At 70.4% G+C, this 21564-nt stretch carries 18 protein-coding genes and 1 pseudogene; 9 read left to right on the top strand and 10 right to left on the bottom strand.

What is annotated here, in order from left to right:
- Positions 1–12: 12 nt before the first annotated feature.
- The 4 genes from JJ691_RS08205 to JJ691_RS08190 form a co-directional block, all read right to left on the bottom strand.
- Positions 13–1170, bottom strand: a complete 1158-nt coding sequence (locus JJ691_RS08205) for an acyl-CoA dehydrogenase family protein (protein ID WP_211768182.1) — start codon at positions 1168–1170, stop codon at positions 13–15.
- A complete protein-coding gene (locus JJ691_RS08200; RefSeq protein ID WP_211768181.1) occupies positions 1170–1955 on the bottom strand; it encodes an alpha/beta hydrolase family esterase in 786 nt (261 codons plus the stop codon). Before JJ691_RS08200 ends, JJ691_RS08205 begins: the two co-directional genes overlap by 1 nt.
- Before the next feature lie 179 nt (positions 1956–2134).
- On the bottom strand, positions 2135–4894 hold the full coding sequence (locus tag JJ691_RS08195) for a BTAD domain-containing putative transcriptional regulator (RefSeq protein ID WP_211768180.1): 2760 nt from the start codon (positions 4892–4894) through the stop codon (positions 2135–2137).
- Positions 4895–5000: 106 nt separating this feature from the next.
- Positions 5001–5552 carry a hypothetical protein gene (locus tag JJ691_RS08190; protein WP_211768179.1) on the bottom strand — a complete coding sequence of 184 codons (552 nt, stop codon included), beginning with the start codon at positions 5550–5552 and terminating at the stop codon, positions 5001–5003.
- A 131-nt stretch (positions 5553–5683) separates the two neighbouring features.
- Here JJ691_RS08190 and JJ691_RS08185 point away from each other — a divergent pair, with 131 nt between their 5' ends.
- Complete coding sequence (locus JJ691_RS08185) at positions 5684–6532, top strand: helix-turn-helix domain-containing protein (RefSeq protein WP_211768178.1); 849 nt, start codon at positions 5684–5686, stop codon at positions 6530–6532.
- Here the strand turns inward: JJ691_RS08185 and JJ691_RS08180 are convergent.
- From JJ691_RS08180 to JJ691_RS08160, 5 genes are all read right to left on the bottom strand, one after another.
- Positions 6508–7302 (bottom strand): BPL-N domain-containing protein, encoded by a 795-nt coding sequence (locus tag JJ691_RS08180; RefSeq protein ID WP_249227772.1) that lies wholly within the window; start codon positions 7300–7302, stop codon positions 6508–6510. The genes JJ691_RS08185 and JJ691_RS08180 overlap by 25 nt on opposite strands.
- On the bottom strand, positions 7299–8573 hold the full coding sequence (locus tag JJ691_RS08175; protein WP_211768177.1) for a heparan-alpha-glucosaminide N-acetyltransferase domain-containing protein: 1275 nt from the start codon (positions 8571–8573) through the stop codon (positions 7299–7301). Before JJ691_RS08175 ends, JJ691_RS08180 begins: the two co-directional genes overlap by 4 nt.
- The gene (locus JJ691_RS08170) at positions 8570–9232 is read right to left on the bottom strand and encodes a BPL-N domain-containing protein (protein ID WP_211768176.1); all 663 of its coding nucleotides are present in this window, start codon (positions 9230–9232) and stop codon (positions 8570–8572) included. Before JJ691_RS08170 ends, JJ691_RS08175 begins: the two co-directional genes overlap by 4 nt.
- Positions 9229–13200, bottom strand: a complete 3972-nt coding sequence (locus JJ691_RS08165; RefSeq protein WP_211768175.1) for a Pls/PosA family non-ribosomal peptide synthetase — start codon at positions 13198–13200, stop codon at positions 9229–9231. Before JJ691_RS08165 ends, JJ691_RS08170 begins: the two co-directional genes overlap by 4 nt.
- Before the next feature lie 369 nt (positions 13201–13569).
- A complete protein-coding gene (locus tag JJ691_RS08160) occupies positions 13570–14406 on the bottom strand; it encodes a TetR/AcrR family transcriptional regulator (protein ID WP_249227771.1) in 837 nt (278 codons plus the stop codon).
- Here JJ691_RS08160 and JJ691_RS08155 point away from each other — a divergent pair.
- The 7 genes and pseudogenes from JJ691_RS08155 to JJ691_RS08125 all read left to right on the top strand — a co-directional run bounded on the left by JJ691_RS08155 (position 14389) and on the right by JJ691_RS08125 (position 20697).
- Positions 14389–14895 (top strand): ester cyclase, encoded by a 507-nt coding sequence (locus tag JJ691_RS08155; RefSeq protein WP_249227770.1) that lies wholly within the window; start codon positions 14389–14391, stop codon positions 14893–14895. The genes JJ691_RS08160 and JJ691_RS08155 overlap by 18 nt on opposite strands.
- Positions 14896–14897: 2 nt before the next feature.
- Positions 14898–15695, top strand: coding sequence for an MBL fold metallo-hydrolase (locus JJ691_RS08150; protein ID WP_249227769.1), 798 nt, complete (start codon positions 14898–14900; stop codon positions 15693–15695).
- A gap of 616 nt (positions 15696–16311) precedes the next feature.
- Entirely contained in the window at positions 16312–17448 is a 1137-nt protein-coding gene (locus JJ691_RS08145) for an HNH endonuclease signature motif containing protein (RefSeq protein WP_211768174.1), read from the top strand.
- A gap of 117 nt (positions 17449–17565) precedes the next feature.
- A pseudogene (locus tag JJ691_RS53270) lies at positions 17566–18711 on the top strand (IS701 family transposase); the annotation flags it as partial.
- A gap of 53 nt (positions 18712–18764) precedes the next feature.
- Positions 18765–19517, top strand: coding sequence for a class I SAM-dependent methyltransferase (locus JJ691_RS08135; protein WP_211768172.1), 753 nt, complete (start codon positions 18765–18767; stop codon positions 19515–19517).
- A 145-nt stretch (positions 19518–19662) separates the two neighbouring features.
- A complete protein-coding gene (locus tag JJ691_RS08130; RefSeq protein ID WP_211768171.1) occupies positions 19663–20226 on the top strand; it encodes a TetR/AcrR family transcriptional regulator in 564 nt (187 codons plus the stop codon).
- 24 nt (positions 20227–20250) lie between these two features.
- Complete coding sequence (locus JJ691_RS08125) at positions 20251–20697, top strand: SRPBCC family protein (RefSeq protein ID WP_211768170.1); 447 nt, start codon at positions 20251–20253, stop codon at positions 20695–20697.
- 9 nt (positions 20698–20706) lie between these two features.
- Here the strand turns inward: JJ691_RS08125 and JJ691_RS08120 are convergent, their stop codons facing one another.
- The gene (locus JJ691_RS08120; protein WP_211768169.1) at positions 20707–21069 is read right to left on the bottom strand and encodes a winged helix-turn-helix transcriptional regulator; all 363 of its coding nucleotides are present in this window, start codon (positions 21067–21069) and stop codon (positions 20707–20709) included.
- Positions 21070–21168: 99 nt separating this feature from the next.
- On the opposite strand from JJ691_RS08120, the gene JJ691_RS08115 reads away from it, so the two are divergent.
- Positions 21169–21555, top strand: a complete 387-nt coding sequence (locus tag JJ691_RS08115) for a RidA family protein (RefSeq protein WP_211768168.1) — start codon at positions 21169–21171, stop codon at positions 21553–21555.
- Positions 21556–21564 lie beyond the last annotated feature (9 nt).

Genomic DNA, 21564 nt, shown 5'->3' with positions numbered 1-21564 from the left:
CTGACGGGCCCCTCAGGACTGGAGTCGGTGGCGGTTGACCAGCTGCCGCGCGATCACGGTGCGCTGGATCTCGTTCGTGCCCTCGCCCACGATCATCAGTGGGGCGTCACGGAAGTAGCGCTCGACGTCGAACTCGGTCGAGTAGCCGTAGCCGCCGTGGATGCGCACCGCGTTGAGCGCGATCTCCATCGCCGTCTCCGACGCGAACAGCTTGGCCATCCCGGCTTCCATGTCGGCGCGCTCGCCCGAGTCGTAGCGGCGGGCCGCATACAGCACGAGTTGCCGGGCGGCCTCCAGTTTGGTGGCCATGTCGGCCAGGTAGTTGCCGATGGACTGGTGCTGCCAGATCGGCTTGCCGAAACTCTCGCGTTCCTGGGCGTAGCGCAGCGAATCCTCCAACGCGGCCCGGCCGACGCCGAGCGCACGGCTGGCGACCTGGATGCGGCCGATCTCCAGGCCGCGCATCATCTGCGCGAAGCCACGGCCCTCGGCGTCGCCCAGCAGCGCGGACTTCGGCGCACGGAAGTCGTCGAAGGACAGCTCGCAGCTCTCCACGCCCTTGTAGCCCAGTTTCGGCAGGTCCCGCGAGACCTGGAAGCCCGGTCCCGGCTCGACCAGCAGGATGCTCATCCCCCGGTGCGGGGGCCGCGCGGCTGGATCGGTCTTGCACAGCAAGGCGATCAGCCCGGACCGGCGGGCGTTGGTGATCCACGTCTTCGATCCGTTGACGACGTACTCGTCGCCGTCCCGCCGCGCGGTGGTGCGCAGGGCCTGGAGGTCCGAGCCGCCGCCGGGCTCGGTCAACGCCATGGTGGCGCGGATCTCGCCGGTGGCCAGCTTGGGCAGGTAGGCGTCCTGCTGTGCCCGGGTTCCGTAGGACACAAGGAGCTTCGAGACGACGGTGTGGCCGCCCATGGCACCGGCCAGACTCATCCAGCCCCGCGCGAGTTCCTCGGTGACCGCCGCGTAGCACTGCGCCGACACCTGCGCGTCGCCCCACGGCTCCGGGATCGCCAACCCGAAGACGCCCATCGCCTTCATCTGCTCGATGAGCCGCTCGGGATAGGTGTTTCCGTGCTCCAGTTCCTGCGCGACCGGCCGCACCTCACGGTCGACGAATTCGCCGACCAGCGCGACGATCGCCGACTCCTCCTCGGTCAGCCCGTCCATCACCGCGCGCCGTGCAGGGGGTGGTCCTGAAGGAAGCAGGCGATGGTCTGCGCGGCGTCGACCGAATGCGTGGTGCCGCCCGGACCGCTGGGAGTCGTGGCGCCGGCCCAGGTGTGGCCGCCCCCGATGATGCGGTAGTTGACGACCTCGACGCCGCTGGCGCAGGTGCTCCAGGTGGTCCGGACCACGTCGGAGGCGATGGTGTCGTCCGTGCCCGAGCCGGTGCACTGATCCCGCTGCTGCCAGAGCTGGAGCCACGCGTCGATGGAGTAGACGCCACGGGACGGGATTCCCTCGTACGGCATGACGGGATCGCTGGTGCCGTGCATGTCCAGCATGGGCACGGCGTTGCCGCTGGCGCCGCAGTGGTTGTACTGCTGGTAGAACGCGCCGGAAATCGTTGCCACCGCGGCGACTCCGGAGATGGTGCAGGCCGCGGACGCGGCGAAGCCGGCGCCGTCCGACTTGCCGGCCAGGGCGATCCGCCCGGCGTCCACGCACGGCGAGCCGGCCAGCAACTCCACCATGTCGGTCGTGAACTCGTAGTCGTGCGCCTCCGCGCCGATGTAGGGAGTCGCCTCCCACGTGGGCTTGCCGCCCTGGCCGTCGAGGCCCTGGGCGTACAGCACGACGGCGTTGACGGTGTCGAGTTGGGAGTAGCCCTGGAGCTGCGAGTCCGACTCGCCTCGGCCCGGGAACGCGATGACGGCCGGGTACTTCGTGCCGGCGGTGAAGCCGGCCGGCAGGTGTTCGATGAACGCCCGGTTCTGCCCGGCGACGGTCATTGTCCTTGCGCTGGACGAATTCGGGCCACCCTCACAAAACGCCCCGGCCGTCGTGCTCGTCACGGCCGCCGCGTGCGCGGGCCGGCTCGCGGTCGAACACGCCACCAATGAGCTCAACGCCACCAAGGCGACCGCGGCAAGGCGGAATGCAGACGTCACGCCGGCAACCGTAGCCCAGATCACGACCGGTCGCCGGCAAGGCGCTCCTGCAACCGGGCATGCCGGAACTGGTACACGGCCCCGACCTGCCGCAGCACGCCGCGCCGGTGCGCGTCGTCGAGGAAAGCCATGAACGCCAACGGAACGTGGCCCCGCGAGGCCAGCCACAGCCGAGTGCAGCCGAACGCTCCCCAGGCGCGGGCCAGGCAGACGCTGAGCCCGACGGCCAGCCCGAACAGGCCGCCGGCCACGACCGCCTGCACGGCGCTGTCCGCGGCCGGGATCAGCTGGCCGCTGATGACCGCCCCGGCGAGGCCGTAGGCGACACCGCCCGGTTTCGGCACGAAGAACCGGCCGAGCAGAGCGGCGGCCACGCCACCGGCCGCGCTCAGCACCACGTCGAAGCGGTCGTCCAGCACCTCGATGCTGGGCTCGTCCTGGGTGAGGGTGAGCGCCAGACCGTAGAACAGGCCCAGCGACACCATGAACGACAAGGTGAACGACAGGGCCGCGGCGCGGTCGTGGCGCAGCACGGTCTCGGGGCTGGACACCCGGTTCGCGTCCAGCGGCGTGCCGAGCCAGACGTGCACGCCGACCGCGAGGCCGAACACCACGGCGAGCACGCCGATCACCTCGGTCGGCAACGACCAGCCGAGGCCCAGGCAGATCCCGGTCATCGCGCCGACCGCGAACCGGCGCGCGAACCGGCCCGCGATGCCGGTGAAGGCGGCCTCCACCCGCAGCGGCCCCGGCCGGCGGCCGACGCTGTGTGTGACGCAGCCGGCGGCCGCGAAGGAGACGCCGTAGATCCCCGCGACCAGCGGGCCCGCGGCCAGCCAGCCGGTGAGCGCGAACAGCACCGCGGGCGGCAGGCCGAGGTAGAGGCCGACGACCAGGCGTGGCACCGCGCGGTCCAGCCGCCACCAGGCGAGGTCGCGGGTGCGTTCGCGTTCGAGCCGTCGGGCCAGGAAGGTCAGCCAGCGCTCGACCTGCTCCGGGTCGTAGTCGCGCGGTTGGTTCGGACGGTCGAGCCGGGCCGGTGGGGCCGGCCGGCGGGCGTACACCGACGGCAGGTACGCGTCGAGCAGGTGCCGCTCGACCGCCGCCCGGTCGGGAAACCTCGCGGTGTCACAGAGTTCACCCGGGTCGGCGGTCGGATTCGCGTAGGCGGTCCGGGCCAGGTCGACCATCAGCGGCGTGCGCAGGGCCTGGGCGAGCGCCCCGGTCGGCTCCCGCCGCAGCCGCTCGACCACCGGCTCCCAGCGGGTCTCGCCGGAACGTCGGCGCGCGGTGAGGAAGTCGACCGCGTCCTCGATCTCGACCGGTTCGATCTCCACCACCGCGGCCCTGGTCAGGAACGACCCCGCCGCCCGCACCGCCAGCTCGTACTCGGCCCCGCGACAGGTCACCACCAGCGGCCGACCGGCGCCGACGGCCTGGTCCAGCGCGTCGATCGCCGCGGTGTGCAGCCCGGGCGGCGTCTCGTCGAGCCCGTCCAGCACCGGGATGACCCGGCCTTCGAGCACCAGGCGCAGCCCGGCGTCCGGGCCGTAGGTGGCGGTGTTGGCCAGCCCTGGGTACTCCTCGACCAACCGGCGGGCCAGCCAGGTGTCCAGGTGTTCCCGGCGTGGGTTCCACGAGGCCAGCGGCAGCAGCACCGGCACCGGCTCGCCCGGCGGCCGGTCCGCGAGCAGGCCGAGGGTGAGCAGGATCGCCAGCACCGACTTGCCCGCGCCGGGCTCCCCCAGCACCACCAGCTGCCGCGACGGAACCTGCCGGAACTTCGCGACCACGTCGGTCAGGTCGCCGCTCAGCACCAGTCGTTCCGGGCCGTCGCCGGGACGCCCGCCCAGCACCGCCGACGCCGTCGCCGCCACCTCGCGCTCGGTGCTCGACCACTTCAGCGGCACCGGCTCCGGTCGGTTCAGCGACCGTGTCTCGGCTTCGGCCGTCCACTGCCGGGCGATCGCCGACGCGAGTTCCTTGGCCGCGCGGTCCAGCTCGTCCTCGGGCGCGGCGGGAGCCGGGTTCGCGCGCTGCGACCGGTTCTCGCCGCGGAGGATGCGTTCGTGCAGCTCACGAACGTCAGGACCAGGATCGATCCCCAGCTCCTCGGCGAAGGCGGTCCGTAGCTGCTGGAACACCTTCAACGCGTCCGCCTGCCGGCCGGCCCGGTCGAGGGCGAACATGAGCTGGGCGTATGGCCGTTCCCGCAGCGGGTTCTCGGCCACGACCTCGGCCAGCTCGTCGATCACCTCACGGTGCTGCCCGAGCGCGATCTGCCAGTCGACACACGACTCGAACGCGTCCAGCCGCTGCTCATCCAGCCGCGCGGCCCGCCCGGCCAGCACCGAGGTGCCAAGCCCGTCGAGCGCCGGTCCACGCCACAGCTTCAGCGCGGTCCGGATCTCGCGTACCCCTTCGCGCAGCGCGCCCTTCTCGGCGTGCCGTCTCGCCTCGGCGACGCCCCTGGTGAACCGCAGCAGGTCCACCTGTTCATCGGTGACGGCCATTCGATAGCCGGGGCCGTCGGTGACGATGAGCCGCTGCTCCGCGTCACCCAGCCGGTCCCGCAGCGCCGACACGCAGTTCTGCACCTGCTTGGTCGCGGTGGCCGGCGGCTCGTCGTCCCAGGTCGCCTCGACCAGCCGGGCCATCGGCACCACAGCGTTCGGCGTCAGCAGCAACGTCGCCAGCACCCGCTGGTGCCGCGTTCCCGGCAGCGCCAGCCGACCCCCGGCCGTCCAGATCTCCAGTGGCCCCAGCACACAGAAGTCCATCGGTCCCCTCCCCCGGAGTCACGATGGTACGGCTCCAGAGGCGTGGGCCTTCTCGTAATCGTTCGGGTGCTGCCGCTCGGGCCGGAGCTCCCTGACTCCTGTTCGGTCAGGCGGTCTTGGCCGCGCGGCCGAGGCGTAGGGCGGAGACGAGGAAGAAGACGCCGCCGAGGGTGGCGTAGCCGGCCAGGGTGGACAGCGTGGGGCTGGGTTGGCCGGCCTGGAGGATGAACGAGGTGCCGGCGACGGCCGAGATGGCGCCGCTGATGATCATGGGCCACTGGCCGCCGAGCCGGTAGCGGGTGAGGCCGACGACGAGTTGGACGAGGCCGGACAGGATGGCCCACGCGCCCCAGACCCGGAGCACGGCCGGAATGCCGGACGAGAGGGCGATGGCCAGGCCGACTCCGGCCAACAGGCTGATGGCCATGTTCACGTAGAGGCCGGGCACCGGTTTGCCGTTCCCGGACGAACGCGCGTCGACGACGGCGGCAGCCAGGTCGAACAACGGGTAGAGCACGAACAGCGTGGCGCTGAGAGGGTTGATGGTCGAGGCGGTCGCGACCACCAGACCGGCCCAGACGACCGCGAAGGCGAAGCGGACGAAGTACAGGCGTCGCAGGGCCGGCGCGATGCCCCGGTCGACAGCAGCCGGGCTCATGGAATCTCCTTGTGGTGACACAGTGCCGACTCTGGCAGCGGCGGCGCGGCGCCGAAAAGGGCCGGTCTTGTCCGCGGACAGCATTGTCCAGGGACAAGCCAGGCCTACCCTGGCCCTGTTAGATTCAGGGCATGACCGGCGACGCGCACCGCACTGAGCTGGGCGATTTCCTCCAGGCCCGGCGCAGCGAGCTGAGCCCGGACGAGGTGGGCCTGCCCGGCACCGGCACCCGGCGGCGTGTCCGAGGACTACGCCGGGAGGAGGTGGCCGCCCTTGCGTCGATCAGCACGGACTTCTACGCCCGACTCGAACAGGGACGGCGGCGGGCGTCCGGGGAGGTGCTGGCGGCCATCGCGAAGGTGCTCCGGCTCAGCGAGGACGAGCGCGACTACGTGTTCGAGCTGTCGGGCCGGGAGCAGCGGCCGGAAAGGCTTTCACCGCAACAGGCTCAGCCGCAGCTGCGGCGGCTGCTCGACGATCTGGCGACCACGCCGGCGGTGGTTCTGGGCCGCCGCACGGACATCCTGGCCTGGAACCCGATGGCGGCCGCGCTGTTCACCGACTTCGGACGGCTGCCGGACAGGGACCGGAACTTCGTGCGACTGGTCTTCTGCGACCCGAACGTGCGGGGCCTGTATCCGCACTGGGAACGAGCCGCCCGCAACGGGGTGGCGCAGCTGCGCCGGGAGGCCGCGCGGGATCCCGACGACCCCGAACTGGTGGCCCTGGTCGAGGAGCTTTCCCAACGGGACGAGCACTTCCGGCGATGGTGGACCGCGCACCAGGTCGCACCCCGCAGCGCCGGCAGCAACGAAGTGCGGCATCCGGTCGTCGGCGATCTCACCCTCGACTGGGCGGCGCTGGTCTGCACCGCCGATCCGGACCAGCAACTGTTCACCTGGACCGCCGAACCTGGCACGCCGTCCCACGCCGCCCTGCGTGAACTGGCCTCGCGCTACTTGGTGGTCGAAGCCGGCTGAATGGTGCTCTGCACGAAGTCGTAGCCCAGATCAGGCTGGATGCCGTCGGGGTTGGGCCGTCGCACGTCGCTGTACCACGACGACGTGGCCTCCGGGTGCGGCCCGACCACACCAACCTGCCCCTTGCCGTACGGGGTCACCAGCGCGGCGACGGAACCGTTGGTGTACCGGGCCAACACGGTCGCGGCGGCCCCGGGGTCGAGCACGAAGGCCGGGCCGTCCTGGAAGAACATGTGCCGCTGCTGGCCCCGCCAGCTGACCTCGACGACGGTGTCCCGGGTGGTGCGGGTGTCGGCGTCCTCGGTGCTGACGTACTGGGCCGTGTCCCCGGGCAGCAGCTTGAAGCCGGGGGTGGCCCCGGCCAGGTAGCCGCCGAGGCAGAAGCCGAGGTAGTGGCCGCCGCCCCGGACGTAGCCGGTGATCACGTCCGCGTACGCCCGCATCTGCCGCCAGCCGTCGTCGAGGGTTCCGCCGCCGGGCTGGGCGTAGACCATCGCCTTGGCCAGTTCGGCCGCTGTGAGCGGGACTTTCTCGTTCGGGCCGCAGTACGCGGTTCGAAACGGCGTGACCGGGTTGTTCTGCAACAGCGTGGCGACGGTCTCCGCGCAACCGGCGCACGATGCTTTGCCGCGGTAGACCAAGGCCAGCGGCCGGTTGTCGGGCACCTCCGAGCCGCACGCGGCCAGGCCGGCGGCGATGCCCACCGCACCGGCGCCGGCGAGGAACCGCCGCCGGCTCACCGCCCGCCGTCCGCACTCCGTGCACGTCATGACTGTTCTCCAGAGCCGATCGCCGGTCGGTCCGCCGAGCCTACCGAAGCGCCGATCCTGGTCGCAGTGGCCGCGATCGGGGCTCTCGGGGCGGCGACCCCGCCGCCGGCTCTTCGTTTCGCCCGGTTGGCCACCGCGGTCACCAGCGCCTCCAACGGCCCCTTGCCGGCGGTCGCCCGCCAGGCCACCGCCACCACCAGCACAGCGATCACCTGGAGCAGGTAGCCGGTGCCGGGATCGTAGGTGTCGTAGTCGGAATTGAGGAACATGATGTGCGCCGTGTACATCGTCAGCGTCATACTGCCGGCCGCCGCCAGCGGTGTGAACACGACGGCCACGGTCCGCCGCAGCCACGGCGTGCTCACGTGGCCGAGCAACAACAACAGGCCCAGCAACGCGATCGCCGACCCGCTGGTGCCGACGAGGTCGGGGGCGGTGCCGGTGTGCGGGGCGTCCACGGCCAGCCACCAGTCGGTGGACGTCGGTGTGGTGCCGTCCCCGCCGAGGTTGAGCATCTCGGTGGTCTCCGGCACGGTCAGCACGCTTCCCGGCTGCGCGGCCCAGATCGCCGCCAGCCCGCCGTACTTGTTGAGCAGGATCCAGGACGCCGTCGCTGCGCCGACCGCCAGCACCGTCCCAGTCGCCAACAGCGCCACCGCGACTCGGATCCGGGCCAGCGACAACCGGCCGACGATCAGGCCGACGCAGACGTAGGCCATCCACGGGATCGCCGGGTACTCGCCCGTGATCGACAGCTCGGTGAGCAGGTCAAGCGGATGGGTGATGGCGTCGGTGAACGTCGGATTGGTCAGCGGCGGCGTGGGCAGCTGGTTCTGCAGCACGTGGGTCAGCGGCGGCACCACCGTCACCACGACCGCGCCCACCACGCCGATCAGCCAGCTCGGCTGGATCACCAGCGGGATGGCCAGCAGGAACAGAATGGCGTAGTAAGGCAGGATCACGGCCGCGTAGCTGGCGTCGGTGTAGCCGAGGCAGAGCCCGATCAGGCCGATCATCAGCGCCCGCGTGGCCAGCATCGCCGCCGTGGGCCCGAACTCGGCCAGCCGCACCCGCCGCCGCCCGGTCATGAACGCCATGCCGACCCCGGCCAGCACCGCGAACGTCGCCGCGGCCCGGCCGCCGAAGATGGCGAAGGACAGCGAGGCGTGGCCCGGGGAGCTCTCGTCCAGCAGCGAGTGCACGGCCATCATGCCCAGCAGCGCGATGCCGCGGGTGGCGTCCACCCCGAGCAGACGCTTCGTGGCGCTCATGACTTCATCACCGCGTTCACGAGATCCAGCCCCAGATCGGTGCCGAGTGGTCGCGGCACAGCCAGTCCGGCGTCGGTGAACCAGTCGGACGAGGCCTCCGGGTGTGGCCCGACCACGCCGACCCGGCCCTGGCCGAACCGGGCGACCAGCGCCGCGACCGTCCCGTTTGGATAGTGGGCCAGCACGGCCGTCTTCTCCCGGCGCTCCACCAGGAACTGCGGACCGTCCTGAAAGAACAGTTCCCGCGTCCGCCCCCGCCAGTTCACCGACACCAGCGCGTTCCGGTCATGACGTACGGTCGCGCCCTTGGAAATGATGTACTGGTCGGTGTCGCCGGGCAGCAGCCCGAAGCCGGGGGTCGCGCCGGCCAGGTAGCCGCCGAGGCAGAAGCCGAGATATCCGCCGCCCCTGGCGACAAATGCCCGTATCTCGTCACGGTGCCGGCGCAGCTTGCGGAAGGCGCGCCCCAGGGTCCCGCCGCCCGGCTGGGCATAGAGAGTCGCCGAGGCCAACACGTCCGTGCCGAGGTCGATGTCCTCCTTCGGCCCGACGAACCGCACATCGAATCCGTGATCGGCGGCCCGCAACAGATCCGCGACCGCTTCGGGGCAGCCCGGCGTCGTGGCCGGGCCCCGGTACACGAGAGCCAACGGCGTCATGGGCGCACCTGCGCGGGAATGCCGTGCCACGACGTGCCGGCCGTGAGGTGCTCGCCCTTCATCAGCAGCGACAACGACCCCAGGGACACCTCGTCGCCGACGATGGCGTCGTAGAGCACGATCGCCCGGGTGCCGATGGTCGCCCCGGCTCCGACCGTGACCACCGACATCTTCATCACCCGGTCCTCGAACAGGTGGGTCTGCAAGGAGACCTCGGTGCCGATGGTGGCGTCGTCCCCCACCTCGACGAGGTCGAACTCGGTCAGGTAGGTGGTGCCGATCCAGGTGCGCCGCCCGATCCGGGCCCCGAACCAGCGCAGCAGCGGCGGCAGGAACGGCGTGCCGACCAGCAGGCCGAGGCCGGCCGGTACAGCGGCGGCCTCATAGAGCCCGGTGACGAACTCGCTGCGCCGCACGAACGGGCTCCACAGCGGCTCCACCCGGGGCCTGTACACGCCAACGACATTGCGCTTGACCGCCGCGCAGTACGCGATCACGGCGATCCCGGACGCCATCGCCACCAGCGGCGAGGCCAGCGCCGGCACCGGCAGGTCCCGGTCGTAGGCCAGGCCGGACAGGGTGAGCAGGAACAGGTAGAAGCTCAGGCCCAGCACCGACGCCGGCAGCGTGGCCCGCGCGAACTCGATGCCCAGCCGCTGCCACACGATCTGTCGCGGCGGCCGGAAAGTCGTCTCCTCCGGGAAGTCGCCGCTGTCCTGCCGGCGGGGCAGGTGCATCGCCGGCGAGCCCAGCCAGGACGAGCCGACCGGCACCTCTTCCCCCGGCGGCACCGTGCTCACCCCAACCAGCGACTGCGCCCCCAGGCTGGTCCCGGCCGGCACCACCGAGGCGTTGCCGACGAACGCCCGGCGTCCGACCACGGTGGGCAGGAACGCCACGCGTCCGTTGGCGAAGGTGGCCGCGCCGACCGTCGCCATGTCGGCGACGAAGCTCTCCTGTTCCAACGTGAGCAGGTCGGGATCGAGATGGCCGGCGGTGGACACCTCGGCCCCGCGGCCGACGTTCGCGCCGAGACAACGCAGCCAGGGCCCGGTGTACAGGGTCGCGTACAGCGAATTGGTGAACGTAAGGCTGAATTCGAGCAGCTTGTCGGCGACCCATTTGCGCACCCCGAGCACGGAGCGAACCGGGTACACCCCGACCGGCGTGTGCGGCAGCACTGCGTTACGCCCCAAGGCAACCACGATGCAGACGGTGATCACGAAGACCGGGCCGGCCAGCACCGTCGCGGCGACGCCGGCGAGCACGCCCCACTCCAGCAGTGCCCACCACACCAGGCCCACGCTGGGCAGGATCAGGCAGATCGCCCCGACTTCGAGCACGCCGATGCCCAGCAGGGTCATCAGGATCTGCTGCGGACGCCAGCCGGGCAGCGGCGTCTTGCTGCGCACCATGGTCTCCACGGCCGGGGTTAGCGCCTCGACCGGCTGGGACGGCGAGCCGGCCCAGCGTTCCCCGGCCGGCACCGACTCGCCCCGGCCCAGCAGCGACTGATCGGCCAGCGCGGCCTCAGCGCCGACCGTCGAGCCCGGTTCCAGCACGGCGTTGGCGCCGACGAACGCCCCGGCGCCGATGGTGATCCGACCGACCGTGACCCAGCCGTCCTCGACCCGCCAGGGCCGCACCACCGCGCCGTAGCCGATCGCGGCGTCCCGGCCGATCTCGACCAGGGCCGGCAGCGAGATCGAGCTGCTGGCGATGATGGCCCGCGAGCCGACCTTGGCCCCGAGCGCACGCAGGTAGATCGGCATCAGGCCGGAGCCGGACACCACCGGCATCGGTCCGATGCCCAGCAGCATGTCCAGCGTCCACAGCCGCAGATAGGTCAGGCCCCACAGCCGGTAGCGGCCCGGCTTGATGCCCAGCGACAGCGGGCCGACGACGACCAGCGGCACCAGCCAGCGCACGCCGAGGTAGCTGACCAGGATCGCGACGAGGAGCTGGACCAGCACCTCCATCGAGACCTCACCGTTGTTCTGGGTGTAGACGTAGGCCACCGGCAGGGTGATCACCAGCATCAGCGCGTAGATGATCACCAGCTGGACCGCCCCGGCGGCGCTGCGGCGCCAGCCGTGGCGCAGTGGCTCGTACCGGGGCTGCACCGGGCGCGGCGCGGGGGCGGTGGCGGTGCTCAAGTGAGCGGCCAGGCTGCGCGCGGTCGGATTGTCGTACAGGTCGCGCAGGGCCACGCCGGCCCCGAATTCCTGTTGGCGTAAACGGGAAACGACCGTGGCGGCGAGCAGCGAGTGGCCGCCGAGCTCGGTGAAGAAGTCCGCGGTCACGGACAACTCAGCCGGGTCGAGGCCGAACGCCTCCGCCCACACCTCGGCCACCAGTCGCTCGGCGTCCGTCTCGGGCCCGACGACCGGCCCGTCCCCAGCCAGGCGGCCGCTGTGGGGCGCTGGCAACTGTTTCCGGTCGACTTTGCCGCTGGGCATCATCGGCAGGCCGCTCAGCGAGACGAAGTAGGCCGGCACCATGTAGGCCGGCAACCGGTCCCGAAGCTTGTCGCGCAGCCGCCGGTGCAGCGCGTCCTCCGGCTCCGCGCAGTCCGGGCCGGGCACGACGTAGGCCACGAGCTCGGTGGCGCTGGGCGAGACCGCGACCATCGCCGTGGCGGCCTCGGGAATGGCCGGGTCCTCCAGCAGCACGCTCTCGATCTCGCCGAGGTCGACCCGATGCCCCCGGATCTTGACCTCGGAGTCGGCCCGGCCCAGGTACTCGATCTCGCCGTCGTCGGTCATCCGGCCCAGGTCGCCGGTGCGGTAGAGCCGGCTGCCGGCCGGGGCCAGGGGATGCCGGATGAACTTGTCGGCCGTCAGTTCCGGCCGTCCGACATAGCCCTTGGCCACGCCGGGACCGCCAATGCAGATCTCGCCGACCTCGCCGTCGGGCACGGGCTGGAGGTCGTCGTCCAGCAGCACCGTGGAGTACGTCGGCAGCGGCACACCGATGGTGACCGGGCGGCCGGGCATCAAATCGCACCAGGTCGCGGTGACGGTGGCCTCGGTCGGGCCGTAGGTGTTGAGGATGCGCCGGCCTGGCCGGCTCCAGCGCTCGACCAACTGCCGAGGGCAGGCCTCGCCGCCGACCAACAGGTTGCGTACCAGCGGTAACTCGCGCGGAATGGTGGCCAGCAGCGTGGGCACGCAGTAGAGGACGGTGATGCCCGACTCCTCCAGGAAGTCGGCCAGTTCGGCGCCGAGCCGCCGCGAGTCGCTGGGGCCCGCGACCAGCGTCGCGCCGACCGCCCAGGTGGGCCAGATCTCCTCGATGGAGAAGTCGAAGGAGATCGTCATGCCCTGGTAGACGCGGTCGGTCGGCCGCACGTCGTAGACGGAGGGCACCACGTCCAGGAAGTTGCAGATGCTGGACTGGGCCACTTCGACGCCCTTGGGCCGGCCGCTGGAGCCGGAGGTGTAGATCACGTACGCGCTCGGGTCGGGATCGAGCACGTCGTCCTCGGCGAGGTCCGGCCGGGCGGTGGGCTCGTCGTCCACCGCGTCGGCCTGGGCGGTGAGATCGAGCACCGGGCAGGCCAGCTCGGTCGTGCGGGCCGTCAGGTCGCCGGCGGTCAGCAGCAGGTCGACGGCGGAGTCCTCGGCGATGTAGGCGATCCGGTCCGGCGGCGAGGCCGGGTCGATCGGCACGAAGGCCGCGCCGGCCTTGCCGATGGCGAGCAGGCTGACGTAGGTCTCGACGCTGCGGTGCAGCAGGATCGCGGTACGCGAGCCGCTGCGCACGCCTCTGTCACGTAAGTGGTGCGCCAGCTGGTTGGCTCTTCGGTCCAGTTCCGAGTAGGTCAGGGCGACGCCGCCGGCCTCGAGCGCGATGGCGTCGGGCGTCCGGCCCAAAGTCCGCTCGACGATCTGGTGGAGTCTTCGAACCTGAGGAACACCGGTCCGCGGCGGCGCGACTTCCGTTGTCGACGACAGGTTCACGAGCACGGAAAGCCCTCCAGAACGCCCCTTATATGTGCCGCGTCGACCATGAACCGAAATGTCGGATTCCGACGACCCCTCAGACGTGCGCGCTCGACCCACGTCTTAGGTTTCTAGCACGTGATAAGTCGGCAATGTTTCGACACATGCCATTAACACTCAGCAGATTTTGACAGTTGACGACCCCTATTCACATATTTACGAGACCCCGATTGTTGACACGTCAAGGGGTCCCGACAAACACGAACAAGGTTCACGTCAGTGAAATTGCCAGCGAACTCCCAGGTTCACAGGCTTCCGGTCACCCGGTCCAACCGGTATCGCGGGCCGACTTAGTCCACTTCGGAAAAATCCCAAGGATTGCTCATATCCGCTTTACGCGATGCCGAGCCGGGCGAGGAGCGCGTCCAATGCGAGCTCTACCGCGAACTCATACTCGACAGCGCCGTCAAATCGGGCGAGATGATCGGCGGCGGCGGCCACCGCCGGAAGACCACTGCCCGCCAAAACCGCTCGGCGCTGCGCGATTCCATCGGCATCCGCGGTGCCGAAGGTCGGCCCGGCGCTGACTTCACGGAGCAGCGCGCCGACAATGGTTGCGACGAGCACTCGGAGCAGGCGCACCGACTCCTCGGCCGGGCAGCCCGCGTCACACAGCACGGCCAGCACCGCCTCGACCGGCGCGAGCGCCTCCAGCGAGCCGAGCTGTCGGGTGAGAACCAGGGACGCAGCCTCCGGGTGCGCCAGCGCCGGCTCACGGAAGGCGTAGGCGATCGCCTTCAGGTCCGTCCTCAGGTCCCCAGTGCGCTCCGGCAGCGCGATGGCCCCGAGCAGGTGTTCGGCGACGGCGTCGAGCAGGCCGTCCTTGCCGTCAACGTGGTTGTAGAGGCTCTTGGCGTCCACCCCGAGCACCCGTCCGACGGCGCGCATGCTCACCGCGGTGACGCCGTCCTCGTCGATCACCCGCAGGGTCGCCCGGACGATGGCGTCGCGGGAGAGCTGGCTCTCCCCCTTCGGCGGCCGCCCCCGGCGTCCGGTGCTGGTGGTCATGGCCCGCATCATGCCGGACCGGCTTGATGAAATCCACAGCGTGGGTATACCGTCGGCCATAACCCACACCGTGGATAAAAAGGAGCCTGGCCGTGTCGCTTCGCCCTGCCGCCCGAGGATGTCCTGCGCGCCCGCGAGAAGCTCGTGCTCGACCACTTCCACGACGAGGTCCGGCAGGACTGGGACGCCACCCTCGCGACGTTCCCGCATCCCCACTACGAGCTGATCGCCCAGATGACCGTGCACGACGGCGACAGCGAGGTGCGGGGCTACTACCACGACACCCGGGTCGCCTTCCCCGACCAGGACCACGAGATCATCGCGCTGCGCCACGCGCACGACGCCGTGATCGTCGAGTTCTGGCTGACCGGCACCCACCGCGGGCCGCTCGGCAAGATCCCGCCCACCGGCTCCAGGCACCGCACCCGGATGACCGCGTACTTCGTCTTCGACGCCGACGAGAACCTGGTCACCGAGCGCATCTACTTCGACCAGCTCACCATCCTCAAACAGCTCGTCGCCGGCCTGGACAAGCGCAACCCCGCCGACCTGCTCACCCTCGGCCGAGCCGTCGCCGGCGCCCTCGCCATGTCCGGCGGCGCACCGGACCCCCGCCTGACCAACACCGTCGCCCCCGATCTCGAGGCCTGACCGTGCACAAGGTCCACCACCTCAACTGCGGCACCATGCGGCCCCTGGCCACGCCCGGCGGCATCGTCTGCCACGTCCTGCTGGTCGAGACCCCATCCGGCCTCGTGCTCGTCGACTCCGGCGTCGGTCTGCGCGACGTCGCCGACCCCGCCGGCCGCGTCGGTCCCGCCCGCTTCTACATCCGCCCCGCCTTCTCCCCCGCCGAAGCCGCCGTCAACCAGGTCCGGCAGTTGGGCTTCGACCCCAACGATGTTCGGCACATCGTGCTCACCCACTTCGACGGCGACCACACCGGCGGGCTGGCCGACTTCCCCTGGGCCCAGGTCCACCTCACCTCCGCCGAAAACCGCGCCGCCCTACACCCCTCCACCGCCGTCGAACGCGGCCGATACCTTGCGTCCCACCGTGATCACTCCCCGATCCTGGTGGAGCACTCCCCCACTGACCATGCGTGGCGCGGTTTCGCCGGCGCTACTGAGCTCTCCGCCATCGCCCCTGGCATCGTGCTCATTCCCCTTTCTGGGCATTCCCGTGGTCACGCGGCTGTAGCCGTCGACGCCGGCACCCACTGGGTCCTCCACGTCGGCGACGCCTTCTTCCACCGCCACCAGATCACCCGCGCCGGCCGCACTCCCCTCGGCCTCGCCGCCCTGGAACGCATGGTCGCCCACGACTGGCGCAAGGTGCAGGGCAACCACCGGCAGTTGGCCGCCCTGTGGCAGGCGTCCGACCCCGACCTGATCCTCGTCAACGGCCACGACCCGGAGTTGCTGCGCCGGGCCCAGGAACTGGGTTCGTGACGGTCGCGTAATCCGTGTTTCAGCGGCTCGGGCGTCCGCACCGCGCAGTTGCCGGTCGATGGGTGGTGGGTGGGGCGTTGCGGGCCTGCGTGGACAGTTGGCAAGTTCGCTTGGGTCGGGTGGGTGGTGGGGTTGGGTGGTTTGCCGGCGGTTTGGGTGTGGGGTTGGGTTTAGGGAGGGCTGTGGACTGGGGTGGGGGCAGGCTCGGGTGGTTGTCTTGCCGTGGGGCGGGGTGGCGGGGGTGGGGTGTGGTTCGGGCGTCCGCACCGCGCAGTTGCCGTTGGCCAGGTGAGGTTGTGGCTCGGGCGTCCACACCGCGCAGTTGCCGTTGGCCGGTATGCCATTCCGTCAGTCGTCGGCTCCTAGTCACTGGCCCTAGGCCTGGCTCCCGGCCCCGCCCGCCAGTTTCCGACCCCCTACCCTGGCTGCCCGCCGGCCAATCCCCTTACCCCGCAACGCCCCACGCCCTGCTCGCCCCACCAAGCATCGTCGTCGCCGCACCGCCACCGCCCCGCTACTGCCAGCTTGGAAAGCGCTTGCCTGGTTTTGTCACCCACACAGGTAATCCTTGCCCCACAACAGGAATCGATCACATTAGGACGGTAGAATCGGGGGCATGGAAGCGACCCTGACCGCCGACGCCCAGTGGTGGCGCATGGACGAGGGATCGCTGTGGGCCGCCGGCCAGCAGAGCCAGGACCGACTGCGCGCCGAGTACGTGCGGCAGGTCGAGCTGGTCGGCGAGCTGTGGGACCGCACGGCGCGGGGCAAGGACGACCAGCGGGCGCTGGTGGCGGATCTGGCGGCGCGGTGGAAGATCACCCGGGCGGAGGCGCGGGATCTGCTGCGGCACGCGTTGCTGTTCCGCCGCCAAGGCATCCACGACGCGGCGCGGGCGGGGGTGCTCAGCAAGCAGCACCTGACCGTGCTGGACAAGACACTGGCCGAGGCACCGGAACCTGACCGGGACAAGGTCGAGGCAGAACTGCTGGACAAGGCGCGCGTCTTCGACGGGGCGGCGCTTCGAATGCTTGGACAGCGGATTCTGCAACTGCTCGACCAGGACGGCAAAGAACCCGACGACCCCGACCTGGCCGAACCCGACCGCGAGTTCCACTACACCAACCGGCGCGACGGCTCCATGGTCTTCCGGGGCAAGCTCGACCCGGAAAGCGGAGCACAGCTGGAAGCGATGCTCAGCCCACTGGCCAAGCCCACCTCCGCCGACGACACCCGCACCACCGCGCAACGCCACGGGGATGCCCTCGCCGAGATCATCGACCTCGCCGCCGGCAGCGACAGCCTGCCCGACGAAGGCGGCGAGAAGCCCCACCTCGCGCTGACCATGCCCCTGGCCGATTTCCTGGCCCAGCGCGGCACGGCCGACATGGACGGATCCGGGCCGATCAACGCCGCCTCCGCCCGCCGCATCGGCTGCGACAGCACCGTTCTGCGCGTGGTCCTGGGTGCCCAGTCCCAGCCCCTGGACATCGGGCGCGCCACCCGGACGATCCCGACGCAGATCCGCCGGGCGTTGATCATCCGCGACCGGGGATGCGCCTTTCCGGGATGCCATCGAAGACCACGACAATGCCACGCACACCACGTTGTCCATTGGGCCGACGGCGGACCCACCAGCATCGACAACCTTGTCCTGCTCTGCGGGCAGCATCATCGACTGATTCACCACAGCGATTGGTCGGTGACGATCAACGACGGGGCACCGGAGTTCGGCTGGGCGACAGCCAGCTAGTACTCCAGCCGTAGTTCGTGATCAGTAACTGACGGCGCGATCTTGGTGTGTCGGTCCAGGACGTAGGGCGGCCACCGCTCGAGGATCTTGGTTGTGTGGACCGAAGAAGACCGAGCGATGGCCGTTGATCACAGCGTAGATGTTGATCGGCTGCTGGCCGGGCTGGGCCGCACGACGTGCTGGTCGATTGCCGAGCACGCCGGTGAGGCCGGCCCGGACGGGATGCAGCACCTGTTGGGCCGGGCCTGCTGGGACGCCGAGGCTGTCCGGGATGACCTGCGGGACTACGTCGTGGAACACCTCGGTGATCCCGACGGGGTGCCGGTCTTTGACGAGACGGGCGACCTGAAGAAGGGCAGCCACACGGTCGGGGTGCAGCGGCAGTACACCGGCACCGCGGGGCGGATCGAGAACAGCCAGGTCGCGGTCTACCTGACCTACGCCACGGCTCGCGGCTACGCATTCATCGACCGGGCCCTCTACCTGCCCAAGTGCTGGACGGCTGACTCGGCCCGGATGCGGGCGGCCGGGGTCCCGGCTGAGGTGGAGTTCGCGACCAAGCCAGTACTGGCCCGGCGGATGGTCGCAGCGGCGTTGGCGGCCGGTGTGCCGGCCCGGTGGGCCACCGGTGATGAGGTCTACGGCAACGACCCGCGGCTGCGGACGGACCTGGTCAACGCCGGGGTCGGCTACGTCCTGGCGGTCGCGAAGGACCACCGGATCACCACCGGGATCGGGATCCGCAAGGCCGTCGAACTGGCCGTCCGGCTACCCAGCGCGGCCTGGCAGCGCCGCTCGGCCGGCGCCGGAGCCAAGGGCCAACGGCTCTACGACTGGGCCTTGATCCAAACCATCGACCCTGCCGCTGCCCCTGGCGTTCTACCGCGCGTACGCCGCGACCGACGTGGCCCTGGCCGCACTCGTGGCCGTCGCCGGGACCCGCTGGCGGGTCGAGGAGTCCTTCCAGTCGAGCAAGGATCTGGCCGGCCTCGACGAGCACCAGGTCCGCTGCTGGCGGTCCTGGCACCGCTGGACCGTTCTGGCCATGCTCGCCCGCGCCTTCCTGTCGGTCATGACCGCCAGCCAGACCAGGGCAGCTGTCGACACCATCGAGGAACTGATCCCATTGCCCGCAACGAGATTCGGCGACTATTCACCGCTGCCATCGCCCCCGTCCGGACCGCTGCCCACGCCCTGAAATGGTCCCGGTGGCGTCGTCGGCACCAAGCCCGTGCCCAGGCCAGCCACTACCGACGGCAAGCAGCCGCCATCAGTCACGGATCACGAACAACGGCTGGAGTACTAGCGTTACCTCGGTGGACCGATCGGAGATCTTCGACATCGCGCACCTGCGCCATCCCATCGCGGCGCCGGTCGCGCCCGACCAGCTGCGCGAGTTGGTTGGGTGGTTGAGCCCCGCCGTCGGCGCCCGCGCGGTCGACCTCGGCTGCGGTGAGGGCGAGTGGCTGCAGCAGGTGCTGCTGGACCATCCCGCGACGACAGGCGTCGGGATCGACCACATGCTGCCGGCCTCGGCCGCCCGGCGCACCGGCGAGCGCGGGCTGACGGACCGGGTGCGATGGATCGAGGCCGACGCCGCCACCTGGAACGACGGGCTCTTCGACGTGGTGCTCTGCGTCGGCGCCCGGCACGCCTTCGGCGGGTTGGAGGACATGCTGGTCGCCGTCCGGCAGCACCTGCGCCCCGGCGGTCAGGCGCTGATCGGCGAGATGATCTGGGAAGGGACCCCGTCCGCGGCAGCGCTAGCCGCGCTCGGACTCCCGGCCGACTCCGTCCCCGACCTCGCCGGCCTGGTGCAGGCCTTCCACCGGCACGGCCTCGAGCCGTCCTTCGGGCATGTCAGCACACTGACCGAATGGGACGACTACGAGTTCAGCTGGACCGGCTCGCTCGTCGACTGGGCCGTGCGGTCGGCCCCGACCGTCGAGGACCGCAACCAGGCGCTCACCGCCGCCCGCGAGCACCGTGACACCTGGCTCGGCGGCTTGCGGCGTGAGCTCGGGTTCGCCACCTTCGTCTTGCACGATGTCGCGCCCGGGCCGGTCTGAGGGGCCATCAGCTACTGATCACGAACTACAGCTGGAGTACTAGGCGACGGCGCGTCCACGCCTACTAGTTCTCCCATCCCGCCGCTCGCCCACTCCGCCGTTCCCTTTCCCAACCGTGCTACATTACGTTCGTAATGGAGGTTGGATGAGCGAGCGATGGGAACCCGACCGACGCCGGGCGGCGGTTGCGGATGCGGTGGGCAGGCTGCTGGCTGGGGGCCACGGAGTCTTCCCTGGCCTGCGGGAGATAGCGGCCGAGGCGGGGGTGACAACCGGGGCGCTGCAACACCACTTCCGAACCAAGGAGGACGTCCTCCTGTTCACGCTGGAGCATCACTGCCGGCGCTGCGCCGACCGGCTACGGGCCCAGTTCGCCACAGGCATGCCTGCGCCGAGGGAAGCGCTGGAGGTGATCGTGACGGAGCTGCTTCCGCTGGACGAGGAACGGGCGGCGGAGGCGAACGTGGCCAGGGCGTTCGTGGCCCGGGCGACGTCCGACCCGGAGTTCGCGGCGCTCTACCGGGACCAGCGGCAGATCCTGGTCGACCTGTTCAGCGAGCACTTCGAGCGCGCGGGAACGCCGGATCCCCTGGCCGCGGCCATGATCCTGACGCAGGCGGTCGAGGGCATGCGCACGGACTGCCTGCTCCTCGGACCGGATGCCGTCCACATCGACGCCGTCCTCGACCGGCTCCTCCCCCACCGGTGACCGCCGAGGAGACCAGGAGTTCAGATGAAGACCGTTGAGTTCAGCACGACCACCACGCTGCCCGCGCCGCCGGAGGACGTCCTGGCGCACCTGACCGACCCGAACAACCACGTCGGTCTCTCGCCCCTGGTCGTCGAGGTCCGCGACATCCGCCACACGCCGGACGAGGTGCGGTTCACCGCAGTCGAGCGGTTCACCCTCGGACCGTTCCACCACGACAACGTCATCGAGGTCTCGCTACGCCTGGGTGATCGCACAATCTCCGGCAATGTGGACAGTCGCAGCGTGAAACTGGACTACGACTACCGGGTCACCCCCGCGCCCGGCGGTGCCCAGGTCGTCGACCACTACCGCCTGTCGGCGCCGTTCGGGCTGGTCCGGTTCGCCGTGCGCCAGGCGAAGAAGGTGCAGGCGGCGCGGGGCCGTGAGCTCGTCCGACGGTTCGAGGCCAAGCGCACCGCGCAACAGTGACTGAACTGTTCAGCCGTCGAAGCGTTGCCTGGCGGCTTCGATCTCGGTGAGGTACCGGGAAGTCCAGTTGCACATCGCGTCCACGGTGGCCCGCAGGGCCTGCCCCGGCTCGGTGAGGGTGTAGTCGACCCGCGGCGGCACGGTGGGGTGCACGAACCGCTCGACCAGCCCGTTGCGCTCCAGCAATCGCAGGTTCTGGGTGAGCATCTTGTGGCTGATGCCCTCGACCGCCGCCCGCAACTCGGTGAACCGCCGCGTCTCGTCGCCGATCGCCTCCACGATGAGCAGGGCCCACTTGTTGGCGATGTCGGAGAAGATCTCGCGCGCCAGCGAGTCGGCGCGGGCGAGATCGCCGCTGAGCTGCTTGGTCACCTCAAGGTTCCCCTGTCACGAACAAGTGCGTACTTCCGGTCCGACGTTCACTCTCCTACGGTTTCCCGGTAACCACAAGAGAGCACGGAGGACAGTGTCATGATCACCCTCGTCAATCCGGACGGCCTGCCGACCATCGACGTCTACCACCAGGTGGCGGTCGCGAGCGGGACCAGGCTGGTGTTCGTCGCCGGCCAGGTGGCGTGGCACGCGGAGCCGGACCTGGCCAAGCAGGTCGAGGAGGCGTACGTGAACGTGCACACGGCACTCAAAGGGGCCGGGGCGACGTTCAAGGACCTGGCGCGGCTGACGATGTACGTCGTGGACTGGACGCCGGACAAGATGCCGCAGTTGTTGGCCGGCATCGCGAACGCCGCGGCCAGGCTCGGTGAGACGGCACGGCCGCCGGCCACGCTGATCGGTGTGGCCGCGCTGGACGTGCCGGAACACCTGGTGGAGATCGAGGCGACGGCGGTGATCGACTGATCGCCCCGA

The sequence above is a fragment of the Kutzneria sp. CA-103260 genome (assembly GCF_018263855.1).
Classification (GTDB): domain Bacteria; phylum Actinomycetota; class Actinomycetes; order Mycobacteriales; family Pseudonocardiaceae; genus Kutzneria.
Note: the sequence above shows the minus strand (reverse complement) of the source record. Positions and strands in the feature narration are given on the sequence as shown.